We start from the raw sequence: 14,826 nt of genomic DNA on the forward strand, positions 1-14,826 counted from the left end.
TAACGTCTTTTCGGTTAACCCGGAAAAAGCTATGGCACAATCCCCGTTTTTCCGCGTCGTGCCACAGCAACTGACGGCACGCGCAGCAATGGAACGGTGCCGGTCAAACAGAATCTGATTCAAGGTCGACGGCGTTCCTTCAGCATGCCTGTTGCTACTGCCGCATCCCGTGTATGTGCCCGACTCCGTGCGGTTCTTCGCGGCCGTGGCGCATTCCGATCATCCGATCATTGAAACCTCGCAACGCTGATTTCGCGAAGCGCTTGCGACAACGTGCGCTCCCCGTGCGCTCGTGACGGCGTGCGTGTGCGCCGGTTCGTGTCGTCTGCCGTTGCTGCCAAGGAGAACCCATTACGATGAATTCGGCGTTTTCGTTTTTGCCAGCGTGGCCGCTTTCGCCCGACGCCATTTTCTGGGCGGGTCTTGCATTGCTTGCCGCCGGTCTGTGCGGCGAGCTTTGCTATCGCGCGTGGCGTTTGCCGCGCATTTCCGGCTATGCGGTGATCGGACTCGTGGCCGGCGCGGCAGGCTTTGGCGTGATCGATGCGGATTCCGCGAGCGCCGCGCGGCCGCTGCTCGACGTCGCGCTCGGCCTGTTGCTGTTCGAACTCGGCAGCCGGCTCGATCTGCGCTGGATCCGCCGTAATCCGTGGCTGATTCTGTCGAGCGTCGCCGAAGCCACGCTGACTTTCGTGCTGGTGCTGCCCGTGTTGCTGTTTCTGCACGTGCCGCTGATGGTCGCAACCGTACTCGCCGCGATCGCGATGGCGACATCGCCCGCGATGGTGATCCAGCTCAAAACCGAACTACGCGCGGAAGGCCAGGTCACGCAGCGTCTTCTGACCTTGACCGCGCTGAACAGCATGTACGCGGTCGTGATCGAAAAGCTCGTGTCGAGCTGGCTGCATCAGGAGGTTTACGGCAACGTGTTCGCGACCATCCTGCAGCCGTTGTACCTGCTGGTCGGCTCGCTCGTGCTCGCGTATCTGCTCGCGCGCACCTGCACGTTCTTCTATCGGCGCCTGAACATGCAGGACGAGCATTCGTTCGTGGCGCTGTTCGGTCTCGTGCTGCTCGCGATCGCGATCGCGCATCTGTTCAAGCTGTCGACGATTCTCGCGCTGCTCGCCGCGGGCATCATCGTGAAGAATCACGAAGTGCGTCCGCAGTTGTGGCCAGAGCATTTCGGCACCGCGGGCTGGCTGCTGACGGTGATCCTGTTCGTGCTGACGCTGACGTCGTTCGAATGGAAGCACATCGCGTTGGGCGGAGTCGCCGCGCTGGGTCTGATCGTTGCTCGCCTCGTCGCGAAGCTGGTCGGCGTGCTGGCGTTCGCGAAGCCGAGCGGCCTGGACTTGAAGCAGGGCATCGCGCTCGGCCTGTCCTTGTCACCGATGTCGGCGCTCGCGTATCTGCTCGTCGACGACACGTACAACCTGTATCCGAACTTCGATCCGCAACTGCGCGCAATCGCTATGTGTTCGATTTTCGTGCTGCAGATTCTCGGGCCGTGGCTCGTCTATCGCAGCCTCGCGCTCGTCGCCGAGCGGCGCGAGGGGTAAGCGTGAAACACGCATGGGCTGCCATGCGCGTTTCACGAACCCGTCTTTCAATTCCTTCGCCTCAAACGACCTGACTCAGGGGACGCCATGTCACTCGAACCCTTCATCGACTCGAAACCGTTCACGTTCGGTATCGAGCTCGAAATGCAGATCGTCAATACGCACGACTATGATCTGACCAAAGCCGGCACGGATCTGCTGCGCCTCATCAAGGACGAGAAAATCCCCGGCAATATCACGCCGGAAATCACCGAAAGCATGATCGAGCTGTCGACCGGCATCTGCACGTCGCACGAACAGGCGGTCACCGATCTGCGCAAGATTCGCGACACGCTGGTGTCCGCGGCCGATCATCTGAACGTCGGTCTGTGCGGTGGCGGCACCCATCCTTTCCAGCAATGGAGCGAGCGGCAGATCGTCGATACGCCGCGCTTTCAGTATATTTCCGAGCTATACGGCTATCTTGCGAAGCAGTTCACCGTGTTCGGCCAGCATGTGCACATCGGTTGCCCGAATCCGAACAGCGCGCTGTATCTGCTGCATTCGATGTCGCGCTTCATCCCGCATTTCATTGCGTTGTCCGCCTCGTCGCCTTTCGTACAGGGCGTCGATACCGGATTTCATTCGGCACGTCTGAATTCCGTGTTCGCGTTTCCGCTGTCGGGCCGCGCGCCGTTCGTGCTGACGTGGGACAGCTTCGAGGAGTATTTCTCGAAGATGGTCCACACGGGCGTGGTCAACAGCATGAAGGATTTCTACTGGGATATCCGTCCGAAGCCGGGCTTCGGCACGATTGAGGTCCGCGTGATGGATACGCCGTTTTCGGTGGATCGCGCCGCGGCGATCGCCTGCTACATCCAGACGCTCGCGCGTCATTTGTTGCTCGATAAGCCGATCATGCCGCAGGAAGACGATTATCTGGTCTACACGTTCAACCGTTTCGAAGCCTGCCGGTTCGGACTCGGTGGCACCTGCATCAATCCGCAAACCGGTGAACGCAAGACGATTTCCGAAGATATTCTCGAAACGCTCGAACAGATCGGACCGCATGCAGAAGCGCTCGGCTCGGTGAATGCGCTGGCCGAAGTCGGCGCGATCGCGCGCGGTCAGGTCAACGACGCGACGTGGCTGCGCAGTGTGTTTGCGCAGGAAAAGTCCTTGCACGAAGCGGTACGCCAGCAGTGTCTGCAATGGCGCGCCTAGTCGCGAAGACTTCATGAAACCGTTCGCGTGCGCCAGCTACGCGACGTTCCGACGAAACCCGCCGCGTGCGGGTTTTTTTTCGTAAGAAAATTTTTATGGTTTTTCGCGCGCGCAACCCTTCAGGTTTTTCGAAAGTTTACGTATACCAGCGTAGTAGTCGTAAGCAGGCATTGCCAAAGGCTGTGGACAACTGAATAATTTCCTGCAAAGTCAATGCGCTGGGGAAATGATAACTGGGCTCGTAAAACGGGCTCCGGCCACGCCTGGCAAGCGCAACCGAGGAAACGTTCAACACGCTGCAAGTGCTTGTTGCAAAACGGTACACAGGCTGTCCAAACGTTTTCCCCTGCTTATCCACAGCTCGCGTTGGATAAGTTAGCTGTACGATTAGCCGCTGTCGCATAGAATGTCGTTTTTCGCCGCCTTCGGCTTCCAAGACGGTGTATTTTTGAGATAGTACAAACGGTTTCATCCGCGGTTGGACGAAGCTACCCCACACACGCAACGGGTGTACTCCGGCAGGCAGCCGCCGGCATTGCACCAAAGCGGTAAATAAACGAATCGAAGATTATGAGCGAAGGCGTATACGGAGAACAGGCAGCCGGGCGAGTGACCCACAGCCTCTTGCGATTGAGCACGGCGATGCGAAGCCAGGCTTGGGAATGGGCGGAAGGTGCGGGCCTTACGCCGACCCAGGGCGAGATCCTCGTGCTGTTGATGCAACGTAAGGGGCCGATGCGTCTCGGCGAAATCGCGCGTGAAACGGCGCTGACTGCCGCGACCACCAGCGATGCGGTCAGCACGCTCGAGACCAAGGGCCTCGTCGAAAAGCGTCGCGCACTCGACGACGGTCGCGCGCTCGCGGTACGTCTGACCTCGCGTGGCCGCACCGCTGCCAAACGCGCCGCGCAATGGCCGGACTTCCTCTCGAAGGCGGTCGGTACGCTGCGCGACGACGAGCAGTCCGTGTTCTATCGCACGCTGCTCAAGACCATCTATCAGCTCGAAGCGCAAAACACGATTCCGTCGCATCGTATGTGCCTGAGCTGCACGCATTTCCAGCCGAGCAAGAATCCGAAGAAGACGCCGCATCACTGCGCGCTGCTCGACCTGAACATGTTGGACACCGATGTGCGTCTCGACTGCTCCGTGCATGAAACGGCGGACGTCGCCACCCAGAAGAAGACCTGGAAGATCTTCGCCCAATAACGGGCGTCTTCCTGGGCAATCCGCTACATGGCCTGGCCGGCGACGGCGGGCGGTATGCGCCGCCTGCTTGCCGGCTGGTGCCGTGCACGGATAAAGTCGTTGGCGGCAGGTCGTTAGTCAACCTGAAGATAGGGCAGGCCGATGAATCGGGAAGTACTCGCCATCCGCCATGTGCACTTCGAGGATCTGGGCAGTCTCGAGCTCGTGCTCGGCGAGCGCGGGCGTCCGGTCCGTTATCTCGATGTGGGCGTTGCCCGTATCGAGGCGCCCAATCCGGTTGCCGCGTCGCTGATGGTCGTGCTGGGCGGCCCCATCAGCGCTACCGACGACGCGCTGTACCCCACGCTCGCGCCGCTGCTGTCGTTGATCGAAAAACGCATCGCGGCCGGTTTGCCGACACTCGGTATCTGCCTTGGCGCACAACTGATCGCGCGGGCGCTCGGTGCGCGCGTCTACCCCGCGGCTCAGGCCGAACTCGGCTGGACGCCGCTCAAGCTGACCGATGCCGGCCGCGCCTCGCCGCTGCGTCATCTCGATGGCGCTCATACCTCGATGCTGCATTGGCACGGCGACACCTTCGATCTGCCGGCCAACGCGACCCGTCTGGCATCGACCCCGGCTTGCGAGAATCAGGCCTTCGCATGGGGCGATCACGTGCTGGGCTTGCAGTGTCATCCCGAGATCCGCACCGATCGGTTCGAACCTTGGCTGATAGGGAATGCGAACGAACTCTCGGGCCACGGCATCGACGCGCGTCAGTTGCGCGCCGACACCGGCCGATACGGTCCCGTGCTCGAAGCCGCCGCGTGCCGCATGTTCGGCGAATGGCTCGATCGCGTCGAGACGCAAGTCTGAATGGCTAGCCGAATGGCGACGTAAGCGGCCAGCCAGGTGCCACGTTCATGCAGTAAACCGCGTGCGGTGCTATCCTCGATCGCTCTCGGGCTTTCACTGGGCGTAATCCATGAGCGCGCTTTTCTCTCCGCTCACGCTGCGTAGCGTGACGCTTCCCAATCGGATCGTCGTTTCCCCAATGTGCCAGTACTCCGCCGAACGCGGCGAAGCGACCGCCTGGCACATGATTCACCTCGGCGGTCTCGCGCTGTCCGGCGCGGGCATGCTGTGCATCGAAGCAACCGCCGTCGAGCCGGACGGGCGCATCACCCCCGGCGATCTCGGCTTGTGGGACGACGCGACCGAAGAGGCGCTCGTGCCGGTGCTGGCCGCGATCCGCAAGCATTCGCACGTCAACGTGACGATGCAACTGGCGCACGCGGGCCGCAAGGCATCGAGCCACGTGCCGTGGGAAGGCGGCCAGCTGATTTCGGTGTCGCAAGGCGGGTGGCTGCCGCATGCGCCGTCGGCGCTGCCGCACAAGCCGGGCGAGGAGCCGCCGCTCGCGCTCGATGTCGTCGGCCTGAACCGGATTCGCGAGGCCTTCGCCGCGTCCGCGCGGCGTGCCGCGCGTCTTGGCATCGACGCGCTCGAAGTGCACGCCGCCCATGGCTATCTGCTGCATCAGTTCCTGTCGCCGATCGCCAATCAGCGCACCGACGACTACGGCGGCTCGGTCGAAAACCGCATGCGTTTTCCGCTCGAAATCTTCGACATCGTGCGTGCCGCATTTCCTGCCGACAAACCGGTCGGCGTGCGCGTGTCGGCGACGGACTGGGTCGAAGGCGGCTGGACGCTCGAAGACACGATCGCGTTTGCACACGAGCTGGAAAAGCGCGGCTGCGACTGGATCGACGTGTCGTCGGGCGGTGTCTCGCCGCTGCAGCGAATTCCGCTCGAGCCAGGCTATCAGATTCCGTTCGCGAAGGCGGTCAAGCACGCAACCGGTCTGACGACGATCGGCGTCGGACTTATCACTGATCCGCTGCACGCCGAGCAGCTGATCGAAACGGGCGATGCCGATCTGATCGCGCTGGCTCGCGCGCTGCTCTATAACCCGCGCTGGCCGTGGCACGCCGCCGCTAACCTCGGTGCGACCGTCGAAGCGCCGCCGCAGTACTGGCGTTCACAACCGCGTGAGCAGAAAGCGCTGTTCGGCGACATTTCGTTTGGTCAACGGTGACGCCCGTCGCACCTTGAACGAACGCATCGGCTGACGGTTGAAGGAAGCCGTGGACAACGTGTAGGATGCCGGTTGTGGCGCGGTGCGCGTCGCAAGTCGACGCGGCGCTTTCAGGGCGCCGCGTTTGCTATTCGCGTCAGAAAAAAGCCGCGCGCACGACGTGCCTGACGATTGCCAGATTTGATTCCCCAGTTCTTCACAAGGATTCATTCAATGAATTCACGCAGGATCGCCGTGCGCCGTTCGGGTGTGCACGGCAAAGGCGTGTTTGCTCTCGAACCGATCGCGGCCGGCGAGCGACTGATCGAATACAAGGGCGAGCGGATTACCTGGAAAGAAGCGTTGCGCCGCCATCCGCATAATCCGGCTGAACCGAATCACACGTTTTATTTCGCGCTGGATAACGGCAAGGTCATCGACGGCAAGGTGAACGGCAATAGCGCGCGCTGGATCAATCATTCATGCGCGCCGAACTGCGAAGCCGAGGAAATCGACGGACACGTGTACGTGCATGCGCTGCGCGATATCGCGGAGGGCGAGGAAGTCTTTTACGACTACGGCCTCGTGATCGACGCGCGTCAGACGAAAAAGCTGAAAAAAGAATACGAATGCCGCTGCGGCGCGCGCAAGTGCCGCGGCACGATGTTGGCACCGCCGCAGAAGGGCAAGGGCGGCGGCAAGTCGGGTAAAGGCGCCGACAAGGGCGAAAAGTCGAGCAAATCGGCGAAGAAATCGAAGAAGAAATGAGGCGCGGGTCGGTGCGCGGCGGTAGCTGTCTGCGCTGATCGAAGCGCTGAGGCGAACGCCGCCGCGGCAGCCGGGCAAACCTTCTACAAATCGACCGGCGCCGAGTGCGCCGGTTTTTTCGTGGCGCGCCGTGCGTTGGCATCGTTGGCGGTGGCAGCGCCTGCGGACGCACCGGGCGGCAGCAACGGAATCCGCACGATAAAGCGTGCGCCGCCCTCCGGTGCGTCCTCGTAATGCACGCTGCCATGATGCAGCACCATGATGTCGTGGACGATCGCGAGGCCCAGACCCGCGCCGCTGTCGACGCCCGCCTCGGTCTGCCCGTCGCCGCGGAAGAATCGCTTGAACAGATCCGCCTGCTGCGAACGCGGCACGCCCGGCCCGTTGTCTTCGACGACGATCTCGGCCATGCGCAGATCGTCGATCAGCGTCTGCGAAACTGTGACCGTGATACGCCCGCCGTCGGCCCGCGAAGGCGGCACATACTTCAGCGCGTTATCGAGCAGATTCGCGATCACTTCATGGAGCAGCACAGGGTTGCCGCGCGCCATCAGCGGGTCATCGTTGGACGGATCGTCGAGGCGCTGGAAGCCGAGGTCCACGTGTACCGGTAGCGCGCGCGGCACCCATTCGGCGCCGGTGTCGAACGCGAGCGCGGCCATGTCGACATTGACGAAGCGGGCCGCCTGTTCGCCCGGCTCGGCGCGCGCGAGCGACAGCAATTGATTCGACAGCCGCACGGCGCGATCGGCCGCGGCGCGCAGTTCGTGCACGGCAGCGAGCGTCTGCTGCGGATCGCGTGCGACGACCGCCTGCTCCGCATGCAGCTTCACGGCGGTGAGCGGCGTGCGCAGCTGATGCGCGGCATCGGCGATGAATTTACGTTGCGCATCGAGGGCGGCTTTCAGACGATCGAGCAACGCGTTCAGCGCGCCCGTCAGCGGACGGATCTCGACCGGCACATAGGTTTCGTCGACCGGCTCGAGCGACGTGTGCGTTTGCCGGTTCAGCGAATCGGCGAGCGCCGTCAGCGGATTGAGCTGCTGATTGACGACGCGCCACACGATCACCCAGCCGGCTAGCAGCAGCAGCAATAACGGCATCATGATCGCGACGAGGAACTCGGCGGCGATGCGGAAGCGGTGATGCACGGGCTGGCCGACTTCGACGACGATCGGATTACCGCTCGGCTGATCGACGCGCACCTGAGCGACCCGCACGGTCACGCCTTCGTGCTGCGTCTCGAACACGTACGCGTAATGCATGCGGCGCACGTTGGTCCCTTGCAGCGGCAGATTGTGATCGCCGGCGATTTCGGTGTCGCCGGTGCTGATCCGGTAGACCAGATGTTCGACCGGGTCGGAGAACATCGCCTGCGCGAGCGGCGGCACCGTGATCGGCGCTTCCGGTCCGGCAATCTGAATCTGTTTGGAGATCGCGGTCGCGAGGTCCGCGAGCGAACGGTCGACCACGTGCTGCGTGTACTGCCATGCGAGCCAGTAAGCGATCAGGCCGCTCATCAGCGCGAGCAGCGACAGGGGAGCAGCGAGGCGCCGCAGCAGCGTGCGGCGCAGACTATTGGCGGCCGGCTGGTGCATGATCGAACGCGCGGGAAAGTTGTGACTGCGGTGGCAACTGCGGTAGTAATGGCGCGAGGCGCCTTGAGACGGCCCGGGGCCCGGCACAAGGCGCCGCGGGCACAGCCGATGCGCGGCGCCGCTCCGGGGCCGTCAGGCCGCGACGCAATGCGCGGCCTTCACGACGATTATGCGGCCTGGCGAATTTCCTGCAACAGGTAGCCAAAGCCACGCACGGTGACGATTTCGACACGGCAGTTCTCGAGCTTCTTGCGCACGCGGTGCACGTAGACTTCGATCGCGGTATCGCCGAGGTCGCCGCCGAAGTGTGTCAGATGATCCTGTAGTTGCGCCTTGCTGACGACGCGGCCATGACGCAGCAGCAGCATTTCGAGCACCGCGAATTCGCGCGGCGACAGTTCGAGCGGTTTGTCGTCGTTGAAGATGCGGCGATCGACGCCCGACAGCCGCACGCCGCCCAGCGACACTTCCGGACGCGGCATGTCACCGTGCGGACCGCTGCGGCGCATCACCGCGCGAATACGCGCTTCGAGCTCAGCCGGCTCGAACGGCTTCAGCATGTAGTCGTCCGCGCCCGAGTTCAGGCCTTGCACGCGGTCGTTCAGTTCGTCGCGCGCGGTCAGGATGATCACCGGCGTGTGACGGTTGCTCTGGCGGAAACGCGACAGCAGCGTCATGCCGTCGATGCCCGGCAGACCCAGATCGAGGATCACGAGTTCGTGGCGATTTTGCGTGAGGGCCTGCTCGGCAAAGATGCCGTCATGGACCATGTCGACGGTGAAGCCGGCTTGTTCGAGACTGCTTTGGATGCCGCGCGCGATGGGGCGGTCATCTTCGATCAGAAGGAGTCGCATGGATTTCGCTCAAGTACAATGGGTTTAGGCGTTTGGGCAAGCGGTTCGCCGGGGCGCCTGCTACACAGCCAGCGTGCGAAGCGGCGGCAGACGCGCCACGAAGCAGCTGTCGAGCCGAATCGAAGCACCGTGCCAGCCATCACGAAGTCATGTCCGAGATCAGCATTCACGAACTGGAAGCCGCGATCAACTTCTGGCGCACCCGCTCACCTTCAAGCGGCGACGAACACGTTCTGTGCAAGGAGGCAAGCGCGCTCTCCAAGCCGTATGCGCTGCTGATTGTACAGCGTCAGCAGTCGCTATCACTCGATCGTTTCGACCCGATTGCAAGGCAGGCCTGGGAAGCTTACGTTCAACTTAAGAATAGCCTGTAGAACTGAAGGTTTGCCTAGGGAATTGCCTGCATTGTCCTTTCATGGTCACCTGATTACGCGGCAAGTTAGGCATAAACACCCATAAAGGCCCGTAATTATTTGTATTACATAGTAATCCCGTCGATGAATGCGGCAAGCGCGATGTCACGTTCGGTCACGCCGTTCGCTTCATGGGTGGAGAGCGTGATGTCGACCTTGTTGTACACGTTGAACCACTCGGGATGGTGGTCCATCTCCTGCGCCTTGATCGCGACGCGCGTCATGAAGCCGAAGGCCTCGTTGAAGTCGGCGAACTCGAACGCGCGGCGAATCGCATCACGCTCAGCCACCCTTTGCCAGCGATTCAGTTTCGCCAGTTGCCGGGTTCGCTCGTCGGAAGTCAGTTTCTGAATCATGGTGTTACCTCGCTCGTGGAAACCGCTCGCCGGCAGGCGGACGAATCCGTCATTTTTTCATGGTTGCGCAACGCTCGCCGCACGCTGGGCCGGATCGGTTTGCGATGGCTTTTCGTTCAAACGTCGCCGCCGGTGTTCCAACCCTCGCGGATTCCGCGCGTAATCACGCAGTCGCCGTCGAACAGGTCGCCCGCCGCGTAGGCAGGTGCGTTGGCGAGCTTCGTCAGCAGCGGTGTGAAGTCTGTTTGCGCGACGTGGAAAAGTTGCGCGAAGTCATCGATGACGAAATAGGTTTGTTTTAACGTATCGATGCGATAACGGGTGCGCATCACGCGTTCCAACGCGAAGCCGAGCCGGTTCGGCGCTGCGCTTTGCTGGCTATGCAGCGTCTTCACGCCGTTCGGACCCGGGTCATCGCGGATCAGCCCGAACTCCACTGTGTACCAATAGAGCCGCGCGAGCAGCGGCAGCGGGCCGTAGCGCTCAAGCGGGCTGATCGATCGTGAAGTCGGCGCGGGTCTCGAGACCGGCGTCGAACTGTTCCTTGAGTTTGGCGGTGCTGGCGGTGGACATGACTAGGCTGCAGTAAGACGAATTGCCTGAAATTGGTGTATGCGAGTGTAGAGCGGAGCACGTGCGGAAAGGGCGAAAGCTTCGCGTAAAAGCGGATGGTTATGCGATAATCGTGTGTTAAATGGCAGATTAGTGCGGGATATTATCATGCTTGAACTCGACCACTTCGATCTCGCACTGCTCGACGTGCTGCAGCGCTTCGGCCGCGCCACGCATCAGCAGTTGGCGGAGCAGGTGCCGCTGTCGCCGTCGCAGATCGGGCGACGCCTGCAACGGTTGGAACAGGTCGGTGTGGTGGATGGCTATCGCGTCGTGCTGCGGCCCGAAAAGCTTGGGCTCGGCGTCACCGCTTTCACGAGCCTGAAGCTGAAGCATCACGGCGATTCGATCATCGAGCAGTTTCAGCAGCAGATCGACTTGCTGCCCGAAGTGCTCGAATGTCACGCGGTCGTCGGCGATGCCGACTATCTGCTGCGCATCGTCGCGCCGGATCTGAATTACCTGTCGACCTTCGTGATGAAGAAGCTGATGCGCGTGCCGGGTGTCGATAGCGTGCGCTCGAATATCGTGCTGACCACGTTCAAGCGCAATGGGCCGTTGCCGCTCGGGCATCTGGCGCCGGGGGCGGCGGCGGTTTGAGGGTTCGAAGCCGTTGCCGGCAGTGCCGACTGACAGGAAGAGGGGAGCCGCGCATGCCTTGCCGCGGCCCCTGCGGTGACGGGAACTCTATGCCGCCCGCTTCGGCTCGTCGTCGGCATTCAGCAGATCGACATACGCGACCGGCACCAGATCCGCTTCCGATACGCCAAGGCTCTTGAACATCGCTTGTGCTTCCGCGTGGCCGCCTTCTTCGTCGTCGTCCTGCGCGAGCACCACTTCGAGTTCGACGAAATCGCCGAGACCGTCGACGCGATCCAGATGAATCCGCGTGCGCCCGCTCAGATATACGTGCCGCTCTTTCGAGACGATGCCGCGCGTGGTCAGCGCGGTCGCGAGCAGCGCATGCATCGCTTCGGGATTCGTCACCGGACTGCGCGTGTAGTACGACGCCTTCGGGCCGTCGCGGTCGTCGCGCTGATAGAAGATCAGCTCGGCCGGCGTGCCGTCGTCGAACTGGCGCAGCTTCAGGCGGCCGCGCGGCACGTCGTAGAAAAAGTCCTGCTGGCGGAAGATCAGCGGCGCGTCCGTCGCGAGCTGTGCGGCGCGCTCGCGCAGTTGGTCGAAATGCTGGGCGCGGGCTTTGATTTCGATGTTGCGTGCCATGTCAGGCTCCTGTGGATGGGGGAAGTGACCGGCGGCTCCGGAGTTGCTGGTGTTGCCAGGCGGAGGCCGCCGGGAAGGACGAAGCCAGGCGGAACGGAAAGCTGCGAGGGCGCTACGCGAGCGCAAACCGCTAATCTAGCAAAAACTTCGTGACGGAGCGGTTTCAGCTCGGCGGACAAGTGGAAGAGGGCGGGCATTAGCGAGGCTCATATCGCAACGCGTCAGACCGTCCCCGCTCAAATCGCCCACTGCTGTTCGATCAGCTTCAACGCCGCCGCGATCGCTGGCTCGTCCTTGCGCTCGTCGAGCGTGATGAAGCTCAGCTGCGTCGGCACCGTTATGCCATCGACGATCGTCAGCGCGTGCGCATGCGCCTCCGCGATCGCGGTTGCATCGCGCGCAAGCGTGAGACCGACGCCCGATTTGACCAGATCGAGCATCGACGGCTCCTGGTCCACCTCGGCCACCTTGACCGGCTTCACACCCGCTTCGCCGAAACAGCGCGACAGCAGCCGGTTGTGCGCGGACGCCGGCGGCGTCCAGATCCACGGCAGCGCCGCGAGCGAGCGCCAGTCTCGCGCACCCTTCACGCGATCTTTCCAGCCCGCCGGCGCGAGCACGCGATACTGGAAATGCGTGAGCGTGACCGCGTGAAACGTGGCGCCGTCGCGCGTCTCGTCGTCGGCGGGCAGGCCAATGTAATAGCCGACGTCGAGCTCGCCCGCGCGAATCTGTTCGCGCACCCAGCCCGACATGCCGTGGCGCAGCGCGGTTTCGATCTGCGGCCAGGTCTCGACGAGCTGCTTCAGGAAACCGCCGAGGCGCAAAAACTCGGGGTCGAGAATGGTGCCGATGCGCAGACGCCCGCGTACTTCCTGGCGCAGCGTCTGCGCCGCCCGCTGGACGTCGGCTGCCGCGCCGAGCGCGCGTTGGGCATGCGGCAGCAGCGCCTGGCCGTCGCGGGTCAGCGCGAGCCCGTGCGAAGTCCGCGTGAACAGCGTCACGCCGAGCGTCTCCTGCAAGTGCTTGATTTGCAGGCTGACGGCAGGTTGGGTCAGATGCAGTTGCACCGCGGCACGCGTAAGGTTGCCCTCGCGTGCGACGGTGACGAAGGCCCTAAGGAGAGTGAGATCCATATGCTGATATTAGCGCGGCTTATAGCGCAGATGAGCATTACTTATTGGATTTGTCGCTCGTAAGGGCCGTACGCTTGGTGTTCAGCACGCTTGTGCGCGCGGCATCGCGCGCGAAGCGGAAGATTTCACAGGAAAGAGGAACGAGATGAGCGAGACATATTCCGACGCAACCGCGCAGGACGAAGCCGCACGCAGCGCGGCGAGTGCACGCGCGCTGAGCCATTTCATCAACGGCAAGACGGTCGAAGGCACGAGCGGGCGCTTCGGCGACGTCTTCAATCCGGCGCTCGGCAGCGTCAGCGCGCGCGTGCCGCTCGCGAGCGTCGCCGAGGTGGACGCCGCGGTCGCTGCCGCCAAAGCCGCGTTTCCCGCCTGGAGCGAAACGGCGCCGATCAAACGCGCGCGGGTGCTGTTCAAGTTCAAGGAACTGCTCGACCGTCATCACGATGAGCTCGCGGAGCTGATCACGCGCGAGCACGGCAAGGTGTTTTCCGACGCCAAGGGCGAGGTGATGCGCGGCATCGAGATCGTCGAATTCGCGTGCGGCATCCCGAATCTGCTGAAGACCGATTTCACCGATCAGATTGGCGGCGGCATCGACAACTGGAATCTGCGGCAGCCGCTCGGCGTGGTCGCGGGCATCACGCCGTTCAATTTCCCGATGATGGTGCCGTGCTGGATGTTCCCCGTCGCGCTCGCGTGCGGCAACACTTTCGTGCTGAAACCGTCCGAACGCGATCCGTCCGCGTCGAACCGGCTCGCCGAACTGCTGAAGGAAGCCGGCCTGCCGGACGGCGTGTTCAACGTCGTGCACGGCGACAAGGTCGCGGTCGACGCGCTGCTCGTGCATCCGGAAGTCAGCGCGCTGTCGTTCGTCGGCTCCACGCCGATCGCCGAATACATCTACACCGAAGGCACGAAGCGCGGCAAGCGCGTGCAGGCGTTGGGCGGTGCCAAGAATCACCTCGTCGTAATGCCCGACGCCGATCTCGACCAGGCCGTCGACGCCCTGATCGGCGCCGCCTACGGCTCGGCCGGCGAGCGCTGCATGGCGATTTCGGTGGCGGTCGCGGTGGGGCATATCGCCGATGAGCTGATCGAGCGTCTGACGCCGCGCGTGAAGAGCCTGAAGATCCTCAACGGCATGGAAGCGGCGGCCGAGATGGGGCCGCTCGTCACCGGCGCGCATCGCGACAAGGTGCTCGGCTATATCGACGCTGGCGTCGCCGCGGGCGCGAAGCTCGTCGTCGATGGGCGCGGTCATCAGGTCGCGGGGCACGAGAAGGGTTTCTTCCTCGGCGGCACGCTGTTCGACGACGTGTTACCCGACATGAAGATCTACCGCGAGGAGATTTTCGGACCGGTGCTATGCGTCGTGCGCGTGCCCGACTTCGCCTCCGCAGTCGAACTGATCAACGCGAATCAGTTTGCGAACGGCGTGTCGCTGTTCACGTCCGACGGAGGCATTGCACGCGCGTTTTCCCGGCAGATCGAGATCGGCATGGTCGGCATCAACGTGCCGATTCCGGTGCCGATGGCCTGGCATTCGTTCGGCGGCTGGAAGAAGTCGCTGTTCGGCGATCATCATGCGTACGGCGAGGAAGGCGTGCGGTTTTACACGCGCTATAAGAGCATCATGCAGCGCTGGCCTGACAGCATCGCGAAGGGCGCCGAATTCACGATGCCGGTCGCCAAATAAGCTGGCGGCTTTGCGCGGCATCAAGTCGGCAAGCGCGCCAGGAAAACAATAAATGCGCAATAAAAGCGCAATAAAAGCGCAATAAAAGCGCTTCGCGGCGCACGGGTGGAAGCGATCGAGCAGCCACGCGTGCGCC

At 62.8% G+C, this 14,826-nt stretch carries 14 protein-coding genes and 1 pseudogene; 9 read left to right on the forward strand and 6 right to left on the reverse strand.

All coding sequences use genetic code 11. The features are described from left to right. Window positions 1–356 precede the first annotated feature (356 nt). From OKW38_RS18850 to OKW38_RS18875, 6 genes are all read left to right on the forward strand, one after another. The gene (locus OKW38_RS18850) at window positions 357–1,562 is read left to right on the forward strand and encodes a cation:proton antiporter (protein WP_429362656.1); all 1,206 of its coding nucleotides are present in this window, start codon (window positions 357–359) and stop codon (window positions 1,560–1,562) included. Between the two features lie 87 nt (window positions 1,563–1,649). Further along, complete coding sequence (locus OKW38_RS18855) at window positions 1,650–2,765, forward strand: YbdK family carboxylate-amine ligase (RefSeq protein ID WP_090802346.1); 1,116 nt, start codon at window positions 1,650–1,652, stop codon at window positions 2,763–2,765. A 570-nt stretch (window positions 2,766–3,335) separates the two neighbouring features. Continuing rightward, complete coding sequence (locus OKW38_RS18860; RefSeq protein ID WP_090802348.1) at window positions 3,336–3,974, forward strand: MarR family winged helix-turn-helix transcriptional regulator; 639 nt, start codon at window positions 3,336–3,338, stop codon at window positions 3,972–3,974. Between the two features lie 141 nt (window positions 3,975–4,115). Next, window positions 4,116–4,829, forward strand: a complete 714-nt coding sequence (locus OKW38_RS18865; RefSeq protein ID WP_090802349.1) for a glutamine amidotransferase — start codon at window positions 4,116–4,118, stop codon at window positions 4,827–4,829. A 109-nt stretch (window positions 4,830–4,938) separates the two neighbouring features. Then, a complete protein-coding gene (locus tag OKW38_RS18870; RefSeq protein WP_090802351.1) occupies window positions 4,939–6,051 on the forward strand; it encodes an NADH:flavin oxidoreductase/NADH oxidase in 1,113 nt (370 codons plus the stop codon). A gap of 213 nt (window positions 6,052–6,264) precedes the next feature. After that, window positions 6,265–6,798 carry an SET domain-containing protein gene (locus OKW38_RS18875; RefSeq protein ID WP_018418882.1) on the forward strand — a complete coding sequence of 178 codons (534 nt, stop codon included), beginning with the start codon at window positions 6,265–6,267 and terminating at the stop codon, window positions 6,796–6,798. Window positions 6,799–6,881: 83 nt separating this feature from the next. On the opposite strand, the gene OKW38_RS18880 is transcribed toward OKW38_RS18875, so the two are convergent. Continuing rightward, window positions 6,882–8,396, reverse strand: a complete 1,515-nt coding sequence (locus OKW38_RS18880) for a sensor histidine kinase (RefSeq protein WP_429362657.1) — start codon at window positions 8,394–8,396, stop codon at window positions 6,882–6,884. Window positions 8,397–8,563: 167 nt separating this feature from the next. Continuing rightward, window positions 8,564–9,250, reverse strand: a complete 687-nt coding sequence (locus tag OKW38_RS18885) for a response regulator (RefSeq protein ID WP_013090980.1) — start codon at window positions 9,248–9,250, stop codon at window positions 8,564–8,566. Window positions 9,251–9,399: 149 nt separating this feature from the next. Here OKW38_RS18885 and OKW38_RS18890 point away from each other — a divergent pair, with 149 nt between their 5' ends. Beyond that, window positions 9,400–9,624 carry a DUF3717 domain-containing protein gene (locus OKW38_RS18890; protein WP_090802357.1) on the forward strand — a complete coding sequence of 75 codons (225 nt, stop codon included), beginning with the start codon at window positions 9,400–9,402 and terminating at the stop codon, window positions 9,622–9,624. 104 nt (window positions 9,625–9,728) lie between these two features. On the opposite strand, the gene OKW38_RS18895 is transcribed toward OKW38_RS18890, so the two are convergent. Both OKW38_RS18895 and OKW38_RS18900 read right to left on the reverse strand, forming a co-directional pair. Next, a complete protein-coding gene (locus tag OKW38_RS18895; protein WP_429362659.1) occupies window positions 9,729–10,019 on the reverse strand; it encodes a 4a-hydroxytetrahydrobiopterin dehydratase in 291 nt (96 codons plus the stop codon). Between the two features lie 116 nt (window positions 10,020–10,135). Then, window positions 10,136–10,489: pseudogene (locus tag OKW38_RS18900) on the reverse strand (phenylalanine 4-monooxygenase); the annotation flags it as partial. Between the two features lie 250 nt (window positions 10,490–10,739). Between OKW38_RS18900 and OKW38_RS18905 the strand changes: the two are divergent. Next, window positions 10,740–11,231 (forward strand): Lrp/AsnC family transcriptional regulator, encoded by a 492-nt coding sequence (locus OKW38_RS18905; protein WP_090805519.1) that lies wholly within the window; start codon window positions 10,740–10,742, stop codon window positions 11,229–11,231. Between the two features lie 87 nt (window positions 11,232–11,318). On the opposite strand, the gene OKW38_RS18910 is transcribed toward OKW38_RS18905, so the two are convergent. Continuing rightward, window positions 11,319–11,855, reverse strand: a complete 537-nt coding sequence (locus OKW38_RS18910) for a class IV adenylate cyclase (RefSeq protein ID WP_018418876.1) — start codon at window positions 11,853–11,855, stop codon at window positions 11,319–11,321. Between the two features lie 236 nt (window positions 11,856–12,091). After that, window positions 12,092–12,991: a LysR family transcriptional regulator gene (locus OKW38_RS18915; protein WP_090802362.1), complete on the reverse strand. Its 900-nt coding sequence runs from the start codon at window positions 12,989–12,991 to the stop codon at window positions 12,092–12,094. Window positions 12,992–13,136: 145 nt separating this feature from the next. Here OKW38_RS18915 and OKW38_RS18920 point away from each other — a divergent pair, with 145 nt between their 5' ends. Continuing rightward, window positions 13,137–14,690 carry a CoA-acylating methylmalonate-semialdehyde dehydrogenase gene (locus OKW38_RS18920; protein ID WP_429335519.1) on the forward strand — a complete coding sequence of 518 codons (1,554 nt, stop codon included), beginning with the start codon at window positions 13,137–13,139 and terminating at the stop codon, window positions 14,688–14,690. Window positions 14,691–14,826: the final 136 nt, after the last annotated feature.

The sequence above is a fragment of the Paraburkholderia sp. MM5496-R1 genome (assembly GCF_050436205.1).
GTDB classification, from domain to species: domain Bacteria; phylum Pseudomonadota; class Gammaproteobacteria; order Burkholderiales; family Burkholderiaceae; genus Paraburkholderia; species Paraburkholderia tuberum.